Consider the following 16,685-nt stretch of genomic DNA (forward strand, 5'->3'; position numbering starts at 1 on the left):
CCTCGCAGTTTCGGGGAAATTGCACCTTCGAGGGCGCTAGTTCGTGCACTTTCCCCGAAACTGCAAGCGCGTCAGGCTTCGGGGACGACGAGGACGGTCTTGCCGCGGGCGTGGTCGGCGAGCTGGGCGCGGAAGGCCTCGGCCGCCTCGGCCAGCGGGCGGACGTGCTCGATGACCGGCGTGAGCCGGCCCGCGGCGATCAGGTCGGCGAGGTGGTCCAGGTCGGCGGTGTCGCGGCGGTTGGCCACCACGCGCAGCCGCTGGCGGGACACCACACCGGCCGCGGTCACCTTCAGCAGGTGCGGGATCGGGCCCAGGGTCCGGCCGCCCGCGCCGCTGGAGGACAGGTAGACGCCGCCGGGCGCGAGCACCCGCCGGTACGCGCCCAGCGAGTGCCCGCCGGCCAGGTCGAGGATCACGTCGTAGCTGCGGTCCGCCGCGGTGAAGTCCTCCCGGGTGTAGTCGACGACCTCCGCGCCCAGCGAACGCACCAGCTCGGCGTTGCGTGTGCTGCACACGCCGGTGACCCGGGCCCCCAGGTCGGCGGCGAGCTGCACGGCGAACGTGCCCACGCCGCCGGAGGCCCCGTTGACCAGCAGCCGGGTGCCCGTGGTGACGCCGCCCAGCCGCAGCGCCTGCAGCGCCGTGGTCGCGGCCACCGGCAGCGTCGCGGCCTGCTCGAACGTCACCTCGGCGGGCTTGCGGGCGAGGTGGGCGGCGGGCACGGCGACGTACTCGGCGAAGCCGCGCTGGTTGACCTCGCCGAACACGTCGTCTCCCGGCTGCCAGGCGGTGACCTGCGCGCCGACCTCGGTGACGGTGCCGGCCACGTCGCGGCCCAGGATCGGGGCCTTGGGCCGGCGCAGCCCGAACGCGAGCCGGATCAGCCGCGGCTCGCCGAGCAGCGCGGCCCGGTCGCCGAAGTTGAGCGAGCAGGCGCGCACGCGCACCAGCACCTGATCAGGACGGATGGCGGGGGTGGGCACGTCGGCGTGGCGGATCACGTCGGGGGAGCCGTACCTGTCGTAGACGATGGCTTTCACGGGTGCTCTCCTCAGCTCGGGGTCGCGCGGCGGGCCCGGCCCACCGCTTCGGCGATGGTGTGCAGCAGGGTGACCACGGACACGGCGACCAGGCCGATGCCGATCCACCGGGGCACCTCGGGGCCCCATCCGGCCGCGCTGACGAACGCGGGGTTGAGCAGCCGGTCCGTCGTCACCAGCCAGATCAGCGCGAGCGAGGCCGCGACGTCGACCAGCGAGCCGGCGACGGCCAGCGGCACGCTCCAGCGCGCGTAGTGCCGCGCGAACGCGAAGCCGAGCCCGGCCAACACCACCGCCAGGAACGCGTAGACCAGGCCCGTCTCCCACAGCCGCGGCGCGAACAGCCCGATCGGCTCCCCGTTCGGGTCGCTCTGCGTGCTCACCACGGGTGTCAGCAGCACGAACGTCGAGAACAGCACGGTGATCACGGTCAGCGTCGCCAGCTCCGCGTAACGGGCCCGGCGGCTGGGCGGCACGGGCAGCGCCTCGACGCTCCAGGGCCGGGCGGGGCCGCGGCGCAGCCGGGGCAGCCGGTCGATGGCCGCGAAGGCCAGCGTGGTCCAGCAGACGATGTGGACGGCCGTGGTGAACGCCGCCGACAGCACGTCACCGGCCAGGGCCAGGGGGTCCGCGCCGTGCAGCGCGCGGACCAGGCCCACTCCCGCGGCCGCCGCGGGCACGACCGTGGCCAGCAGCACCGTGAGCAGGCGGGCGTAGTCGTGGTAGAGCGCGGGGCCGATCAGGTGCAGCGGCCGGTCCGCGTAGCCGGCGGCGAGCCGGGCCGGGTCGCCGAGGCCGGTCAGCACCTCGATCTCGGCCGCGGCGGGTTCTTCACCGGCTTCGACCCGGTCGTCCACGGCGTCGGCGATCGCGGTGCGCAGCTCCTTCTCGATGTCGGCGCGCTGGCGGCCGGGCAGGCGGCGCAGCGCGGCGTCCACATAGCGGTCGGTGAGGGTGGTCATGGCCGGCCTTTCAGAGCACGGAATGCGGCGTCGAGGGCGTCCCAGTCGCGGCCCAGCGTCTCGGCGAGCTGCTCGCCCTCGGCACTGGTGCGGTAGAACTTGCGCGGCCGGGCTTCGTCGGTGTTCCAGTCGCTGGTCAGCAGCCCCTGCTTCTCCAGGCGACGCAGCAGCGGGTAGAGGGTGTTCGCGTCGACCGCGAAACCGCGCTGCTCCAGCAGGTCGAGCAGCGCGTATCCGTAGTTGGCCTGCCTCAGCACGAGCAGGCAGGCCAGCACGACGGTGCCCCGGCGCAGTTCCTGCAGATGCGTCGAGAGCTGCTCGTCGTTCACCATGCGTCACACGATAGTGTGTGCCACACAGTATGACAACGGCTGACGGCTTCCCGTCAATACAGGGAAAGGAGATCGGTGCGTCGGCATCATGTGCGCCATGAAAACCTCGGGTCCGCTCGCCGCTCTCGTCCTTGCCGCCGTTCTCGCCACCGCCGCCTGCACCGCCGAAACCCCTGGGACCACTCCCACCTCCAGCGGTGCGCCGGGCGCCGCCCCGTCGGCGGTCAGCGCGGCCCCCACGGTCGCCGCCGCCGCGGGCGACCGGGACGGCTGCCTGACCGGCAAGTGGAAGGCCGATGTGGACGCCATGGCCAAGGCGGCCGCCCGACTCGGCGGCGGCGAGGGCACCGGCTCCGGCAGCATCACCCTGGAGTTCGCCGACCAGATGACCATCGCGTACGACCACGCGGTGATCATGATCAAGTCCACCGTGTCGGGGTCGGACGTCGTGGCCAAGATGACCATCAGCGGCTCCGCGACCAGCACCTCGTACACGACCAAGAACGGGAAGATCGGCGGCGTGATGCCCGGCGGCAAGATCACCACAAAGGCGGTCATGACCATGAACGGCGTGGAGACGCCGATGCCCGCCGGGACCTTCGACGGCAACCTCGACCTGTCCAAGAACACCGTCTCCTACACCTGCTCCGGAAACAAGGCGGAGCTGAGCAACGGCTACGTCACCTGGCCACTGACCAAGGTCTCCTGACCCGCACCGCCCACGGGCGGCCGGCGGTCCTCGCGGACTGCCGGCCGCCCGTTCGTGTTTCCGGGGTATGGGTTGCAGGGGAGTGGCATGAGGTGCATACTCAACTTGTCGGTTGATTAACCCCATGGTTGAATAGAGAGGCGGTCATGGACCGACTGAGCCTGGTCTTCGCGGCGCTGGCCGACCCGACCCGACGGGCGATCCTCGCCCGGCTGGCCGACGGTGAGGCCACCGTGAACCAGCTCGCCGAGCCGTTCCCGATCAGCCTGCAGGCGGTCTCCAAACACCTGAAGGTGCTGGAGCAGGCGGGCCTGATCACCCGCGGCCGGGACGCCCAGTGGCGGCCCTGCCGGCTGGAGGCCGCCCCGCTGCGCGACATCTCCGCCTGGGCGGACCAATACCGCCGCTTCTGGGACGAGCGCTACGACCGGCTGGACGACTACCTGCGGACCCTTCAGCAGACGGGTCCCTCGGAAGAGGAGAAGTGAGATGGGCGAGACCAAGACCCTGGACGTCAAACTGCAGGGTGACCTTGAGATCGTGATGACGCGCAGCTTCGACGCGCCGCTCGCGCTGGTCTGGGAGGTGCACACCCAGGCCGAGCACCTGAAGAAGTGGTGGGCCCGCGGCCACGAGGCCGACGTGACCGCGTTCGACTTCCGGCCCGGCGGCAAGTGGCGCATCGTCGAGCACGGCGACAACGGCGAGGAGTGGGCCTTCCGCGGCGAGGTCCGCGAGATCGTGCCGATGGAGCTGATCGTGCAGACCTTCGAGTGGGAGGGCCTGCCCGGCCACATCTCCGTCGAGCGCCTCGTCTTCGAGCACAAGGACGGCAAGACCACGCTCACCGGAACCTCGACGTTCGCCAACAAGGAGGACCGCGACGGCATGGTCGCCTCCGGCATGGAGGGCGGGGCCAACGAGTCCTACCGGGCGCTGGACGCGTACCTCAAGACGCTGGTCTGACCGGCGCGGCGGCCCGCACCGACGGATGTCCGCCGGTGCGGGCCGCGCCGTCTCAGTTGCGCGCGCCGCCCAGGCCGAGCAGCGCCGCCAGCCCGAGGGCGCTGCGCGGGGCGTACGGCATGCGCCACAGCCCGCCGTGCGCCGCGCCCTGCGCCTCCTCCTGCCACACGTGCTCGCGTACCGGCGGGGGATTGCGCAGGTCGTGCACGAGCAGCGCGGCCATCAGCGTGTTCGACGTGGCCGGCTCGAACACCTCCACCCCGAACGCCGGCGCGCCCGCGTACGCCGCGGCCAGCACCCGGTTCTTCACCACCGAACGGGTGCGCGTCGGCGGCGCGACCTTGAAGCTGACCGTCGCCCCCTCGTGCCGGGCCACCGCCGCCCGCCACCGCTGCAGCCGCTTGGCCAGCGCGTAGTTCGGGCCCTGCTGCGCCACGAGGCTGTCGCAGATGCCCGGGTCGGCCGCCGGCGAGTAGTTGCGCCGCAGCAGCCGCCCCGCCGACACGAACCGCAGCGGCCCGCGCAGCGAACGCAGCGTCGACGGCTGTCGGTACTTCTCGTCGGCCTGCGCGACCGCCTCCCCCGGCGCGGCGAACACGTCCGTCGGGGTGGCCAGGAACGCCAGCGCCGTGTCCGGGCGCTGCCCGCGCAGGTGCTCGGACAGCGCGTCCACCGCGGCGCACACCCGCACGTTGGTCGCCCCGTCGGCGTAGACGTAGTTGCCGATCACCAGCCGGCCGTCCACGCCGAGCAGCCAGTCCGCGACCGCGGGCAGCTGGTGCAGCAGATCCGCGCCGGCCACCTCGGCCAGGTCCGCGTGGTCGCGGCGCGCGGCGGCGACCGGCACGCGCAGCCGGCCGCCGTAGCGCCGGGCGGTCTCCAGCAGGCCCCGCCACAGCTGCGGCCGCGGCAGGTCCACCGCGACGACCTCGCCGCCCCAGCGCAGCAGCGAGTGTGTCGGGCCCATCTCCGCGCCCGCGCCCAGCGCCACCACCCGCACGTCGGACAGATCGAGCCAGCCCGGATTGGCCAGCACCGCCCGCACCGCCTCGGCGCAGCTCGGCTCCACGACCCCGGCGGTCACCCACGCGTCCAGCTGCCGGACCAGCGCGTCGCCGCGCAAGCGTTCGCCCCGGTACGGCAGGGACAGCTCGCGGTCGGTGTCGCCGTCGCCGCCGACGGTCACCGTGCCCAGCTCGGCGGCCGGGTCGGGCTTGCGCTCGAACACCTCGCGCAGCCCGGTCTCGCCGTCGTCGGTGACCACACGCATGCGCTGGTGCAGCGAGGCCAGGCCGGCCGCCGCGCTGCCGCGTGCCGCGTCGCCGGACGGCAGTCCCGCCTCCACCAGCCGCCGGAAGTGCACCAGGTAGTCGGCGCGCCAGTTGGTCTCGTGCTCGGCCGCCCGCGCCCCGACCGGGTCCACCGGCCGCAGCGCGTCGGCGACCACGGCCCGGCCCAGCGCGGAGGTGCTGCGCTCGGTGCCGGTGCTGACGGGGAAGACGACCCCGGATGAACCCATCGTGCAACGCTCCTTCGCCGGGCGGTGGCGGCCGCCGTGCGTCGCGGACACTATCGCCTGCCCACCCGGTCGGCAACGACCGGCACGGGCGCGCAGCGCGCCCCTTGCCCCGTGCCTAGAACGGCCAGCGGTCCGTGTCGCCCGCCTCCACCAGCGGGATCATCGAGAAGGCCGCGTCGCTCAACCCGCCGAAGGTGTGCCGACCGGCACCGACCGGGGTGTGGCCCAGGCGATAGCCGGCGAGGTTCCACGTGTACACCGGCACCCGCGCCGGCACCGACCGCGCCACGTCGCGGGCACCATGGAAGGCGGCCTGCTCGTCGGTCAGGATGACCACCCGGTCGTGACCGCCGTAGTGGCGCCGCACGGCCTTCTCGGTCTCCGTGCCGGAACCGATGAAATAGCCGGCCCTGAACCGGCCCAACGCCGACAGCAGCGACTCGCCGGGCTCCGGCGGGAATTCGCGGGAGCCGACGGAGAACGACACCACCGTGGGCGCGACCGCCCGCGCGGCCAGGGCCAGACCGAACATCGCGGCGGCGTCCCAGTACCGCAGCGTGCCGTCCTTGCTGAACCTCGCACCCATCGAACCCGAGGTGTCGACGAGGATCAGCAGCCGCCCGTCCAGCGCGGGCACGTTGCCGAGCGCGTGCTGCAGCGCCCGTTCCAGCGGGTGTGCCCAGCGTGCATCGCGTACCGAGCGGTACGCCGACAGGAAGCGCATCGGCAGCGCCCTCGATCGCGCCACCTCACCGGGGTCCGACAGGCGCGCGGCCACCGCGGCCGCAGCGTCGTCACCGACACCGGCCGCGTCGAAGTTGCGCAGGTTGCGCAGCAGTGCCAGGTAACCCATGCTCGGGATGATCGACTCCCAGGCCGCGGCGTCCATGGTGGACTGCCGCCAGCCCGCCAGCGCCTCCCAGGTCATCCCGGCCCGCGCCAGCAGCGCCGGATCGGTGACCTCCGGACGCCGCTCCACGGGCAGCGCGGTCAGTTCCGCGCGGGCGCGTACCATGGCCAGCGACTCCGGGACCGCCCGGTCGCGGCCGTGGCGGCGGTCCACGGCGTGCCGGAACAGGTCGCCCTGCCACGGCGCGACCGCCACCGGATGCGTCAGCTCGACGACGTCGCCGAACCGCACCGCAGCCGTGTCCGTGTCGTATTTGAGCAGGCTGCGCTCGGTGTAGAGGCGGCGCACGGCGTCGGCGACGCCGCGCTTGACCGGCTTGGGCAGCCGTCGCCCGTGCCTGCCCAGCCAATACGCCACTGCCTCGCCCGGCTCGTCGGCACGCTGCAGAGCGCTGTCGACCACCGCGCGCGAACCCGGGATGCCCGCCTCGACCTGCGCGGCCGCGCCCTCCAGCGCGGCGACGATCGACGCCGACCGCAGCATCGCCCCGGTGCGCAGCCACGGCACGAACCGCGCGAACCAGTCCACCTCCGTCACCGCGACGGTGCGCACCAGCTCGCGGAACCGGCTGTCGCGCTCGCCGGCCGACTCGTAGAAGGTGTCGCTGCCGACCATGTGCGACACGGCGAGCAGGAACAGCTCCAGCCGAGGGGACCGCAGGAAGGCCGGTGCCCCCTCCTCGGTGAGCCGTTCGGAGATCACCCGCTCCTCGACGATCCACTGCCGCGGCACCCGCACGGCGTGCACCGGCGGAGCCGGCCGGCGCACCACGTCGACCTCGTCGAGTTCGTGCCGGTTCGCGCGCAGCTTGAAGTTGAATCGGGCCATAGACGTCCCCCGTCCGGCGCCGGTCAGGACACGGCGCGCCACACACCAGGATCAGGATCGGCGGCGACGCGGCTGCAGCGCTGTCGCCTGAGTAACTCGGGCCGACGCCGGTCGGCCCGCGGCCCGGCGGGCGTTCGCCCACGGACGGGAGTCGCGGTGTATGGCACCTCCCGAGACCAGGTCGGCGACGGCAGGCTTGTTGTCGAATGAAGTAGCCGTCACCAGCGCACCGGGAGGTGTGCCGCCGAAGCTACCGACCGCCCGCGCGATACCGCAACGCATTTATCCGATCGTGATCCGGGCGGATCGCAGCCCTTGCCGGGCCCGCCGGACGGCGAAATGATGGGCCGACACGGGACGGACGGCTCAGGGAGTGATCGCGCTGGTACGGCGAAATCGGCCGATGGTCAAGGGTGTGCCGATCTGGCTGCTGGACATCGACGGGGTCATCAACGCGGTCACCGATCTGCCGGATCGCCGGGTGTGGCGCGGCCACCAATGGGTGCGCACCGCCGCGGCCAGCAACGAGGACATCGAGTGGCCCATCCTCGCCGCGACGCCGGTGCTGGACTTCCTGCGCCAGGTCCACGAGCAGGGCCGCGCCGAGATCTGGTGGCACAGCACCTGGCAGCACAACTCGGTCAACGTCGGCACGGCGCTGGGACTGCCGTCCTGGCCGGTGCGTGACTGCCCCGAGTTCGTGTCGATGGACGCCGTCCTGGCGAGCCCGCTGGTCACCAGGAAGCACACCTGGTGGAAGCTGCCGGCCGCGCAGCGGGTGCTCGACGAGGGCCGCCCGCTGCTGTGGACCGACGACGACGTACGCCACCAGCTGCGCGCCGCCGACACCAGGCCGTGGGGCAACCGGGCGCTGGTGCTGGCGCCGCCGGTGGAGGCCGGGCTGACGCCGCGGCAGCTGCGCCGCATCGACCGCTGGCTGAGGAGATGGCCCGCCCGACCCGCCCTAACCTAACGTGTGCTACTGCTGTACCCTCCGTATGTCTTATGTGGAGGGCTGTCGATGAAGCGCGGTTCGAGCGTCCAGGACAGGGCGGCCCAAGCCGGACTCGGCAACCAACTGCGGCGCTACGGCACCCGGCCGGTCGCCCAACTGCTCACCGCTCCCATCGTGGCCGCGACCACGCTGGTCCTGGGCTTCGGCGCACACGTCGTCCCCTACCAGCTCGCCGGCACCGCGATCACCGTCGGCCTGCTCGCCCACGCCCTGCTCATCCACCGCAACCGGGCGATCCACGTGTTCGAACGAGGAATGATCACAGTCGGCGCGCTCGGCCGGGCACGGCACGTGGTGACCTGGCACGAGGTCGCGTACGTCGAAGGTGTCACCATCAACACCAGCAACGGCGCATTCACCACCACCCGCCGCGACTTCACCGTGCACCTGCCCGGCGGCCGGGTCCGGTTCAGTGACCTCCTGATCGCCGACGGCGACCGGCTCGCCGCGCACATCGCCCTGAGCGCCGGCCAGCGCCTGCTGTTCTGACCGCCCAGGTCGGCGGACCGCCGCGGCGACTACGATGGCCACTGCTGACCAGGACATCGTCGCGGGGGAGTGGTCTATCGATGAGCGGCGCGCACGCGATCGACACCGGTGTGCTCGACGACCCGGCCGGGGCCGCGCTGGCCGGCCCGCATCGCGGGTTCGCCCGACGGCACGGGCAGGCGCGCTGCTACGACCCGGCCGTCACGCCGTTCGCCGCGCTGCCCGCCGGTGCCGACGCCCCGGCCTGGCGCGACCTCGCGGCGCTGGTGGGAGCCAGTGGTCGCGCGGTGCTCATCGGCGACTACCCGGTGCCGCCCGGCTGGGAGATCACCTGGCAGGACGAGGTGGTCCAGCTCGTCGACGACGCCCTCGCGGTCGCGGACGAGCCCGAGGCGGTGCCGCTGGGCGCGGCCGACGTGCCGGAGATGCTCGACCTGGTCGAGCGCACCAAACCTGGCCCCTTCCTCGCCCGCACCGTCGAGATGGGCTCCTACCTCGGCATCAGGCATGACGGCAGGCTCGTCGCGATGGCCGGCGAGCGCATGCACCCGCCGGGGTTCACCGAGATCAGTGCCGTGTGCACCGACCCGGCGTACCGTGGCCAGGGGCTGGCGACCCGGCTGATCCGCGCGGTCGCGGCGGGCGTACGGCGTCGCGGCGAGACGCCGTTCCTGCACGCGGCCAGCGACAACACCGGCGCGATCCGGCTATACGAGGCGATGGGGTTCGCCGTCCGCCGCCAGCTCACCTTCACCGTGGTGGTCGATAAGGAAGGGCACCCTGCGCACCAATAGCGTTAAGAAGGTGCCCTTCCTTCGGCGCCGGCCGGGCTGAGCTGGGCCAGCCAGTCGTCCAGCTCGGCCGGGGTGCGGAACAGCAGCACCTGCGGGCCGGGGGAGTCGGCCGCCCACCGGCGCATCCGGCGGCGCTTGCGCCCGAACGACGCGAAGTGCCAGAGGATGATCGATTCTGAGGACAGCGCGCTGCCGAGCGTCTCCCGGTTGCCGTTGCAGATGACCTCACCGGTCGAGATCAGCCGCGCGGTGCGCCGCAGCAGCCGCCGCAGGGTCAGGCCGCGGGAGAAGTCCAGGCCGATGACCAGGTCGGCGGAGGCGAGCGGGACGTCCAGCCAGTCCTTGTACGCGCCGTCGAGGATCCAGGACTTCTTGCGGCAGATCGCCGCGATCCGGTCGCGCTGGACCGGCATCGGGACCTCTTTCCAGCCGGGCTCCCATGTCAGCTCGTCGACCGGCTGCCAGGGCAGGCCCAGCCGCCGGGAGAGCTCCAGGGCGAGGGTGGACTTGCCCGCCCCGTACACCCCGTAGATCAGGATCTTCTGCGGGAAGGGGCGGCGCGCGTTCACCGGCCGAGAGTAGCGGGCACCCGCCACGTTTCGTTTATTGCGGATAGCACGGTGGCTGTCGGTGAGGGGGTGGAGCGGTGAGCGTCGGTGCCATGAGTACGGAACCGCCCAGTGCGCACGTGGTGGAGCTCGCTTCCCGCGCGTTGGAGCGGATCCGCTCCTACCTGCGCGATCACCCCGAAGGCCCGGCGGACGTTCGAGTTCAATCCGTCATGCGCTTCGTGACCTGGCACGCATACGTGTTACTCGTAAGCCTGGAGGCGATTCTGATGAATGCACATAGGTCGGGCGACCGCCCTACCCGCCCTGTCGGGAGCGGTTCCTGCAGCGTTCACTGCAAGCCTGTCAGGGCCGGTCTGACGCTTAACCTGCGCGGAGGCGCTCGGTGAGCCCGTCGATGCCGGTGTAAAGGTACGCCGTCTGGTACTGCACGTTATCGAATAGGCGGGCCTCGCCCCGGTAGACCGCGAGCAGGGTGTCCTCTCCGCGCCACCAGCCGTCGGCGGCCCCGGCGGCCCCGGCGACCTCGGCCAGCGGACGCAGCCGCAGCCGCTCCGCCAGCCCGTCGAGCCTGGCCCCGGTTGCGAGCGCCATCTCGGCGGGCAGGCTGTCGGCGAAGTGGCGCAGCGCGAGCGACTCCACCCAGCCTTCGATCGAGCCGTGCAGCGGCACCCAGGTGTCATCCGCCACGATGCCGAACCGGCCGTCGCCGTCGACCATGAATCCGCACGCAGAAGTGAACCGTGGGCGACCGGCCGTGAAACAGGCGCCCCTGCCTTCCTCCACGGTCGGTTCGTCGGCGTCCAGGACGTGCGGGCCGCCTTCGTACTCGGGAGTCGGCGGCAGTTCCAGCCCGCCCCACCGGCCCTGGTAGGCGGCCAGGTGCTCGATCGCGGCCGCAGGGCGGTGATAGCGGTGCCAGTGCCTGCGGTGCTGCTCGGGCGACCACACCTCTCGCCGGACCCCGTACGCGGCGAGGTAGGCCCGCGCCCGCGGCGTCAGCCCGCGCCGTGCGTCGAGCACGTGCAGTGGCTTCGGCGTACGCCGCGGTCTCGGCGAGGTCATGCCAAGAGGGCTCGGCAGTCGTGGCAGATCCGGGTGGAGTAGACGCCGGGCGGCCCTTCGTCAGGAGACATCTCGGCTAGACCGGCGGCTATGTCGTCGGCGAGTCCTTCGGTCTCCCCGGGATGGGCCAGCGCGCGAGGGTAGACCAGGCGGCGCGTCCGGCCACCGCAGTCGTGGCAGCGGGGCCGCCCGGCCAAGGCGAGGTCGACGGCTCGCGTCCAGGTCTGCTCGTCGCCTGTCCACTCGTGGCCCGCAGGACACTCCCAGGCGTAGCCGTCGGGCCCCATCATGCAGCCGCCGAGGACCAGCTCGCCTGCGGCGGCGGCTTCCATGGCCGTCTCGTCGGGCAGTCCGATCAGGACCGGTAGCCCGATGCTTGAGCACTGGGGGCACCGTTGGGTCGGCGTCGTCTGCGCGCCGGGGAGGACGTCGCGGGTCACCGGGTCAGGTTACCGAGAAGGGGTGACGCTTTCGGCGGTCGCGCCGTCCTGCAGGTACACCGTCTCGCCGCTTGCCACTGCACGCAGAGCCGCGGCGAGTCGCCGCGCCAGTCGGGGGCCGACACGAGCCTGTGCCAGGTCCGCTGCCACGAACGCGTGTGATGCCAACTCTTCGTCATCCGTTTCGATGGCCTGCTGCTCCGCAGCTGTGAGCACGCCGCCGTCGAAGACGAACATCAGGCTGTCGTCCCACGGGCCATGCGGTGCCACCCAGTCGAGGACCAGCAGGCGGCCGCCGATCCAGATCAGCCCGAGTTCTTCGGCGACCTCTCGGGCCGCTGCGGCCAGCGGCGGTTCGTTGGCCTCGGCCATACCGCCGGGAAGGTCCCAACCGGGCTTGTATCGCGGCTCGACGATGAGGACGTTGCCCGCCTGGTCACGGAAGATCACGTCAGCGCCGACGCGTTTGCGTGGCTGGATGCGGTTGCCCTCTGCCAGGTGGGCCTGCCAGGCCTCAGGGTCGCGCTCGTAGAGCGGCTGCTCACCGGTCATGGCAGCGGCCTTCAGTTGACGTCTCGGGGCTTTCTGTAGCGGTCGGACAGCCGATCCCGCAAATGATCGAGGAATTCGGCGACGTCACGATTGCCAGCGTACGGGGCGAACCGTGGGAGCAACTCCTCCAACTGCCTGTGCGCGAGCCGTGAGCCCAGCAGCCGTGTCGTATCGACGACCTCGCTGGCCGTCGAGCAGGCCTCATCAAGACTGCCTTCGTCAATCATGGCGGATACGGCGGTCAGTTGGGCGAATGCCCGGCTACGGACCCGGTCAGGCGTCCGCGAGGCGATTGCGGTGGCAGTTTCGGCGCGTACCTGCACCGGTCGGCCCAGCTGCTGGTAACAGCGTGCCTTCTCCACGGCCAGGGCTCCCGCGTCGAAAACGCTGACCCAGGCGGAAGCTGCCTGCTGGGGTGTGCCGAGCAGACGCTCGGCTGCATCGAGGTGGGTGTCGCAATGCCGTTGCATCACTTCTGCATCACTGCAGCCCTGGCCTTTTCTCCAGGCGCGGACGGATCGTCAGATGGGCGTCGGTGGCCGGCGATCCCGGAGTCATCCGGAGGACCGGCGCCTCGACGCTCGTCGGGCTCGGTCGACTGCAGGAGCCGATCTCCCGCTCGCACCCGGCAGCTCGGACACCCTCTTGGTGACGAGTCCGGCGGTGGTCCTGGCCGGACGTGAATTGTGTTGCGTCCGGCCAGCAATCTCCTAGACGGATCGGAAGGTGAACCATGGCTGCGACTACGGACGGTCTGTCCGGCAAGGCGCCAAGGCATGGGCAAGCCGCGCACACCTATCCACGAGTCGCTGCATGCCTGCACTGCGGCAGGCCGGTGCTGCGCGACAACGACGACCAGCCCATCCACGCAAGCTTGTCGTACGTTTGCCGTGATCGTTGGGGCGGCGTGGCCGACACGACTGCGGAAGCCTCATGGCCACAGCGTTAGGCCGAGACGCGGCGCGGCAACAGAAGAGCGACGAGGCCATGCCAGGAGTTGAACGCGGGCCTCGTACGTGGTGCACATTGACTGTCGCCACTGTGGTGGCGATGCTGGTCGAGGCATCGGTTGAATGCTCAACTTCGATGTTCTGTCCTGTCCTCCTGCCCGGAAGGAGAACCACGTGCACCGCTTCAGGATCAGGCGACGTCTTGCCACGGCGGCCGGTATGGCGACGGCTGCGACGGCACTGCTGCTGGCAGCCGCAGCCCCTGCTACTGCGGCCACCGCGAAGGAGTTCACCGGCGGCGGCCGGGGTCTGACCGCCGCTTCGGCGATCCAGTCCGCGACCTGGGACGCCGAGGCGTCGGCCAGCGCCGAGCTGCTCAACACCTGCGTCACGGTCGGCGAGCCCGGCATCTGGGAGGTCTTCGACCACCCCTACTTCGGCCACGTCTTCTTCGCCGAGGTCACCGTCTCCTGCACCACCTGACAGGAGTGCCCCGCCCCCCGGACTCGGCGTATCCGGAAGACGGGGCGGTCTCGCACTCGGTGGGGCTGGCAGTTTCGGGAGACTGCCGCTAAGTCGGGCTCGATGGCCGCACTTTCCCCGAAACCGCACCAGCCAGGAGGGGCGTCAGCCCTTGCGCCACTTCTGGGCGCCGGTGCCGTTGCAGGTGTAGAGCTGGAGCTTGGTGCCGTTGGCGGTGCCGTTCGCGGTGACGTCGACGCACTTGTTGGCCTGAATGTTGACCAGGTCGCCGGCTCCGCTGAGGACGAACTTCTGCGCGCCGGTGCCGTTGCAGTCGTAGAGCTGGATGGCCGCGCCGTCGGCCGAGGAGCCGGCCGCGACGTCCATGCACTTGCCCAGAGCCCGCAGGCTGCCGTCGGACTCGAAGGACCAGCGCTGCGCGCCGGTGCCGTTGCAGTCCCAGATCTGCAGCCGGGTGGCGTTGGCGGTGTTGGAGTTCGGGATGTCGATGCAGCGGTTGCTGCTCTGGCCGATCAGCGGGGTGCCGCCGGTGGGCGGGGTGGTGCCGTCCTGGGCGAAGACCCGGACGTAGTCGATGACCATCGACTGCGGGAAGACGGTGCTGCCGTCGGGGGAGCCGGGCCAATTGCCGCCGACGGCCACGTTCAGCAGCATGAAGAACGGGTGGTCGAAGACCCAGCGGTTGGCGCCGGCGTCGGCGCGGGTCTTGCGGGAGTACTGGATGCCGTCGATGTACCAGGTCACCGAGTCGGGGGCCCAGTCGACGGCGTAGGTGTGGAAGGCGTCGGCGAGGCGCGCGCCGCCGGGCAGGGTGTACTGACCGGTCAGCGAGCAGCAGCCGGAGTAGCCGGGGCCGTGCAGGCTGCCGTGGACGGTGCCGGGCTCCTTGCCGATGTTCTCCATGATGTCGATCTCGCCGCTGTTAGGCCACGGGTTGGTGGCGATGTCGCTGCCGAGCATCCAGAACGCGGGCCAGATGCCCTGCCCGCGCGGGATCTTGATGCGGGCTTCGAAGCGGCCGTAGGTCTGGGTGAACCGGTCGGCGGTGAGCAGGCGGGCGGAGGTGTACTGGCAGCTGCCGTACCAGCAGCCGTAGCCGGCGGGGTTCTCCCGGCGGGCGGTGATGACGAGGTTGCCCGCGCCGTCGTGGACGGCGTTGCTGGTGCTGTTGGTGTAGTACTGCAGCTCGTTGTTGCCCCAGCCGCCGCCGCCGATGTCGAACTTCCACTTGCTGCCGTTGACGGGCGTGCCGGCGGCCGCGTTGAACTCGTCGGACCAGGTCTGCGGGCCGACGGCCAGGGCCGGGGTGGCGGTGATGACGGTGGCGGGCACGGTGAGGCCGGCGGCGGCGAGTGCGGCCACGGTCAGGCGGGCCAGCAGTCGGGTCGTTCTGCGCATGGGACTACCTCCCAGGGAACGTGCGGGCGTGCTACCAGGAGTTCCGGGCAGAACACTTTTGGTAAGCACTGTTAATAAATTGACAACCGTCACGTTAGGACGGAGTCGTGCCGCCGTCAAGAGAGCGCTCTCTATGAGATCGAATCGGGTCCGATGTGGATCGGCGATATCAGGTGGTACGCCTGCTGTCGTCGGCGCTTCCGGCGAGCAACACGATCTGATCGGCGTCGGCGGTCACTGAAAGTGACGTCCATGCGGAGGTGCGGTGACCGCCGACGAGTCAGCCCGTACGGCCGGAGGGCGTGTTGCATCGTCGTTACGGACAGTGTCGAGCGCCCGGTGCGCTGCCCTAACGTCGCGCGTATTCCATCGTGGACACCAGATGAGGAGTACATATGCGCGCGATCATCAGCGCGGAACTGGGTGCGGCGGCGAAACTGGCCGACGTGCCGACGCCGTCGGCGGGGCCGGGCGAGGTGCGGGTCAAGGTGGCCGCCTCCTCGCTCAACGGGTTCGACATCGCCGTGATCAGCGGATACATGGCGACGCTGCTGGAGCACCGTTTCCCGGTGGTGCTCGGCCGCGACTTCGCCGGCACCGTCGACCAGCTCGGCGACGGGGTCGAGGGGTTCGCCGCGGGAGACGCCGTCTTCGGGGTGGTGCTGGACTATCCGCTGCACGCGGGCGGCTTCGGCGAGTACGTCGTGGTGCCGTCGGAGAGCCTCGCCCGGGTGCCCGGCGGGCTGGACCTGACCACCGCCGGGGCGCTCGGCCTGGCCGGGGCGGCCGCCGCCACGGTCGTCGACGCCATAGCGCCGTCGCCCGGCGAGACCGTGCTGATCATGGGCGCGACCGGCGGCGTGGGCAGCGTCGCGGTGCAGCTGGCCGCCGCGCGCGGCGCGGTAGTGCTGGCCACCGCCGAGCCCGGCGAAGGCACCCGGCTGCTACGCCGCCTCGGCGCGCACTACGTCATCGACCGCACCGGCGACGTCATCGGCCAGGTCGCCGCGATCGCCCCGGGCGGGGTCAAGGCGGCCGTGCACCTGGCCGGCGACCCGTACGCGCTGGCCGACCTCATCGCGCCGGGCGGCCGGTTCGCCTCGCTGCTCGGCATCGGCCCGGACCAGATGGGCGTACGCGACGTGGTCGCGCTGCCGGTCAACGCCGACCTCGCCCCGGCCGGGCTGGAGCACCTGGCCGCCGAGGTGGTCGCGGGCCGGGTGGAGGTGCCTGTGCAGCGCATCTACCACCTGGAGGAGGTGCCGCAGGCGTTCGCCGACTTCGCCGCCGGCAGCGTCGGCAAGCTGGCGGTACACGTCGGCTGAACCGGGTATGCGCCTGCCATGAACACGCAGAAGCTGGTCTACAAGCCGATCGGGATGGTGGGCGGCGCCGTGGCCGGTGCTGTCGCCGGGGTGGCGTTCAAGCAGGTCTGGCGGGTCGTCTCCGGCAATCGTGAGGCGCCGCACGCCACCGACCCGACGAAGGGATGGGCCGAGATCCTGATCGCCGCGGCGTTGCAGGGTGCGGTCTTCGGACTGGTCAAGGCCGCGGTGGACCGCGGCGGCGCACACGGCGTCAAGGCGCTCACCGGCAGCTGGCCGGACTGAGCGGCCGGCCGTGACCAGGGGCTCCGTTCGATGAGCGGAGCCCTTCACCAT

General features: G+C 71.5%; 20 protein-coding genes. 9 read left to right on the plus strand and 11 right to left on the minus strand.

All coding sequences use genetic code 11. The features are described from left to right. Window positions 1-71: 71 nt before the first annotated feature. The 3 genes from ACFQO7_RS22865 to ACFQO7_RS22875 are packed head-to-tail and all read right to left on the minus strand — an operon-like array spanning window position 72 to window position 2,337. The gene (locus ACFQO7_RS22865) at window positions 72-1,043 is read right to left on the minus strand and encodes an NAD(P)-dependent alcohol dehydrogenase (protein WP_376808271.1); all 972 of its coding nucleotides are present in this window, start codon (window positions 1,041-1,043) and stop codon (window positions 72-74) included. A gap of 11 nt (window positions 1,044-1,054) precedes the next feature. Continuing rightward, window positions 1,055-2,005: a permease prefix domain 1-containing protein gene (locus ACFQO7_RS22870; protein WP_376808272.1), complete on the minus strand. Its 951-nt coding sequence runs from the start codon at window positions 2,003-2,005 to the stop codon at window positions 1,055-1,057. Beyond that, a complete protein-coding gene (locus ACFQO7_RS22875) occupies window positions 2,002-2,337 on the minus strand; it encodes a PadR family transcriptional regulator (protein WP_120319830.1) in 336 nt (111 codons plus the stop codon). Before ACFQO7_RS22875 ends, ACFQO7_RS22870 begins: the two co-directional genes overlap by 4 nt. 97 nt (window positions 2,338-2,434) lie before the next feature. Between ACFQO7_RS22875 and ACFQO7_RS22880 the strand changes: the two genes are divergently transcribed. The 3 genes from ACFQO7_RS22880 (at window position 2,435) to ACFQO7_RS22890 (ending at window position 4,012) form a co-directional block, all read left to right on the plus strand. Further along, a complete protein-coding gene (locus tag ACFQO7_RS22880; protein WP_376808273.1) occupies window positions 2,435-3,046 on the plus strand; it encodes a hypothetical protein in 612 nt (203 codons plus the stop codon). A 146-nt stretch (window positions 3,047-3,192) separates the two neighbouring features. Continuing rightward, the gene (locus tag ACFQO7_RS22885; RefSeq protein WP_376808274.1) at window positions 3,193-3,534 is read left to right on the plus strand and encodes an ArsR/SmtB family transcription factor; all 342 of its coding nucleotides are present in this window, start codon (window positions 3,193-3,195) and stop codon (window positions 3,532-3,534) included. Between the two features lies 1 nt (window position 3,535). After that, entirely contained in the window at window positions 3,536-4,012 is a 477-nt protein-coding gene (locus tag ACFQO7_RS22890) for an SRPBCC family protein (protein ID WP_376808275.1), read from the plus strand. 52 nt (window positions 4,013-4,064) lie between these two features. On the opposite strand, the gene ACFQO7_RS22895 is transcribed toward ACFQO7_RS22890, so the two are convergent. After that, window positions 4,065-5,531, minus strand: coding sequence for a hypothetical protein (locus ACFQO7_RS22895; RefSeq protein WP_376808276.1), 1,467 nt, complete (start codon window positions 5,529-5,531; stop codon window positions 4,065-4,067). Between the two features lie 115 nt (window positions 5,532-5,646). Further along, window positions 5,647-7,269: a TROVE domain-containing protein gene (locus ACFQO7_RS22900; RefSeq protein ID WP_376808277.1), complete on the minus strand. Its 1,623-nt coding sequence runs from the start codon at window positions 7,267-7,269 to the stop codon at window positions 5,647-5,649. A 403-nt stretch (window positions 7,270-7,672) separates the two neighbouring features. On the opposite strand from ACFQO7_RS22900, the gene ACFQO7_RS22905 reads away from it, so the two are divergent. From ACFQO7_RS22905 to ACFQO7_RS22915, 3 genes are all read left to right on the plus strand, one after another. Further along, the gene (locus ACFQO7_RS22905; RefSeq protein WP_376808278.1) at window positions 7,673-8,242 is read left to right on the plus strand and encodes a hypothetical protein; all 570 of its coding nucleotides are present in this window, start codon (window positions 7,673-7,675) and stop codon (window positions 8,240-8,242) included. A 48-nt stretch (window positions 8,243-8,290) separates the two neighbouring features. Beyond that, entirely contained in the window at window positions 8,291-8,773 is a 483-nt protein-coding gene (locus ACFQO7_RS22910) for a hypothetical protein (protein ID WP_376808279.1), read from the plus strand. Between the two features lie 80 nt (window positions 8,774-8,853). After that, complete coding sequence (locus ACFQO7_RS22915) at window positions 8,854-9,567, plus strand: GNAT family N-acetyltransferase (RefSeq protein WP_376808280.1); 714 nt, start codon at window positions 8,854-8,856, stop codon at window positions 9,565-9,567. A gap of 2 nt (window positions 9,568-9,569) precedes the next feature. Here ACFQO7_RS22915 and ACFQO7_RS22920 read toward each other — a convergent pair whose 3' ends face one another. The 5 genes from ACFQO7_RS22920 to ACFQO7_RS22940 form a co-directional block, all read right to left on the minus strand. Further along, entirely contained in the window at window positions 9,570-10,136 is a 567-nt protein-coding gene (locus tag ACFQO7_RS22920) for a P-loop NTPase family protein (RefSeq protein ID WP_376808281.1), read from the minus strand. Window positions 10,137-10,499: 363 nt separating this feature from the next. Next, the gene (locus ACFQO7_RS22925; protein WP_376808282.1) at window positions 10,500-11,201 is read right to left on the minus strand and encodes a hypothetical protein; all 702 of its coding nucleotides are present in this window, start codon (window positions 11,199-11,201) and stop codon (window positions 10,500-10,502) included. Next, entirely contained in the window at window positions 11,198-11,641 is a 444-nt protein-coding gene (locus tag ACFQO7_RS22930; RefSeq protein ID WP_376808283.1) for a hypothetical protein, read from the minus strand. The genes ACFQO7_RS22925 and ACFQO7_RS22930 overlap by 4 nt, the downstream gene beginning before the upstream one ends. Window positions 11,642-11,650: 9 nt before the next feature. Then, the gene (locus ACFQO7_RS22935) at window positions 11,651-12,193 is read right to left on the minus strand and encodes an NUDIX domain-containing protein (protein ID WP_376808284.1); all 543 of its coding nucleotides are present in this window, start codon (window positions 12,191-12,193) and stop codon (window positions 11,651-11,653) included. Window positions 12,194-12,204: 11 nt separating this feature from the next. Then, complete coding sequence (locus tag ACFQO7_RS22940; RefSeq protein WP_376808285.1) at window positions 12,205-12,666, minus strand: hypothetical protein; 462 nt, start codon at window positions 12,664-12,666, stop codon at window positions 12,205-12,207. A 651-nt stretch (window positions 12,667-13,317) separates the two neighbouring features. On the opposite strand from ACFQO7_RS22940, the gene ACFQO7_RS22945 reads away from it, so the two are divergent. Next, window positions 13,318-13,626: a hypothetical protein gene (locus tag ACFQO7_RS22945; RefSeq protein WP_376808286.1), complete on the plus strand. Its 309-nt coding sequence runs from the start codon at window positions 13,318-13,320 to the stop codon at window positions 13,624-13,626. 144 nt (window positions 13,627-13,770) lie between these two features. On the opposite strand, the gene ACFQO7_RS22950 is transcribed toward ACFQO7_RS22945, so the two are convergent. Further along, window positions 13,771-15,024: a family 16 glycosylhydrolase gene (locus tag ACFQO7_RS22950; RefSeq protein WP_361048431.1), complete on the minus strand. Its 1,254-nt coding sequence runs from the start codon at window positions 15,022-15,024 to the stop codon at window positions 13,771-13,773. 395 nt (window positions 15,025-15,419) lie between these two features. Between ACFQO7_RS22950 and ACFQO7_RS22955 the strand changes: the two genes are divergently transcribed. Beyond that, complete coding sequence (locus tag ACFQO7_RS22955; protein WP_376808287.1) at window positions 15,420-16,349, plus strand: NADP-dependent oxidoreductase; 930 nt, start codon at window positions 15,420-15,422, stop codon at window positions 16,347-16,349. 18 nt (window positions 16,350-16,367) lie between these two features. Continuing rightward, complete coding sequence (locus ACFQO7_RS22960) at window positions 16,368-16,634, plus strand: DUF4235 domain-containing protein (protein WP_360531574.1); 267 nt, start codon at window positions 16,368-16,370, stop codon at window positions 16,632-16,634. Window positions 16,635-16,685: the final 51 nt, after the last annotated feature.

This window comes from Catellatospora aurea (assembly GCF_042663325.1).
Lineage (GTDB): Bacteria > Actinomycetota > Actinomycetes > Mycobacteriales > Micromonosporaceae > Catellatospora > Catellatospora aurea.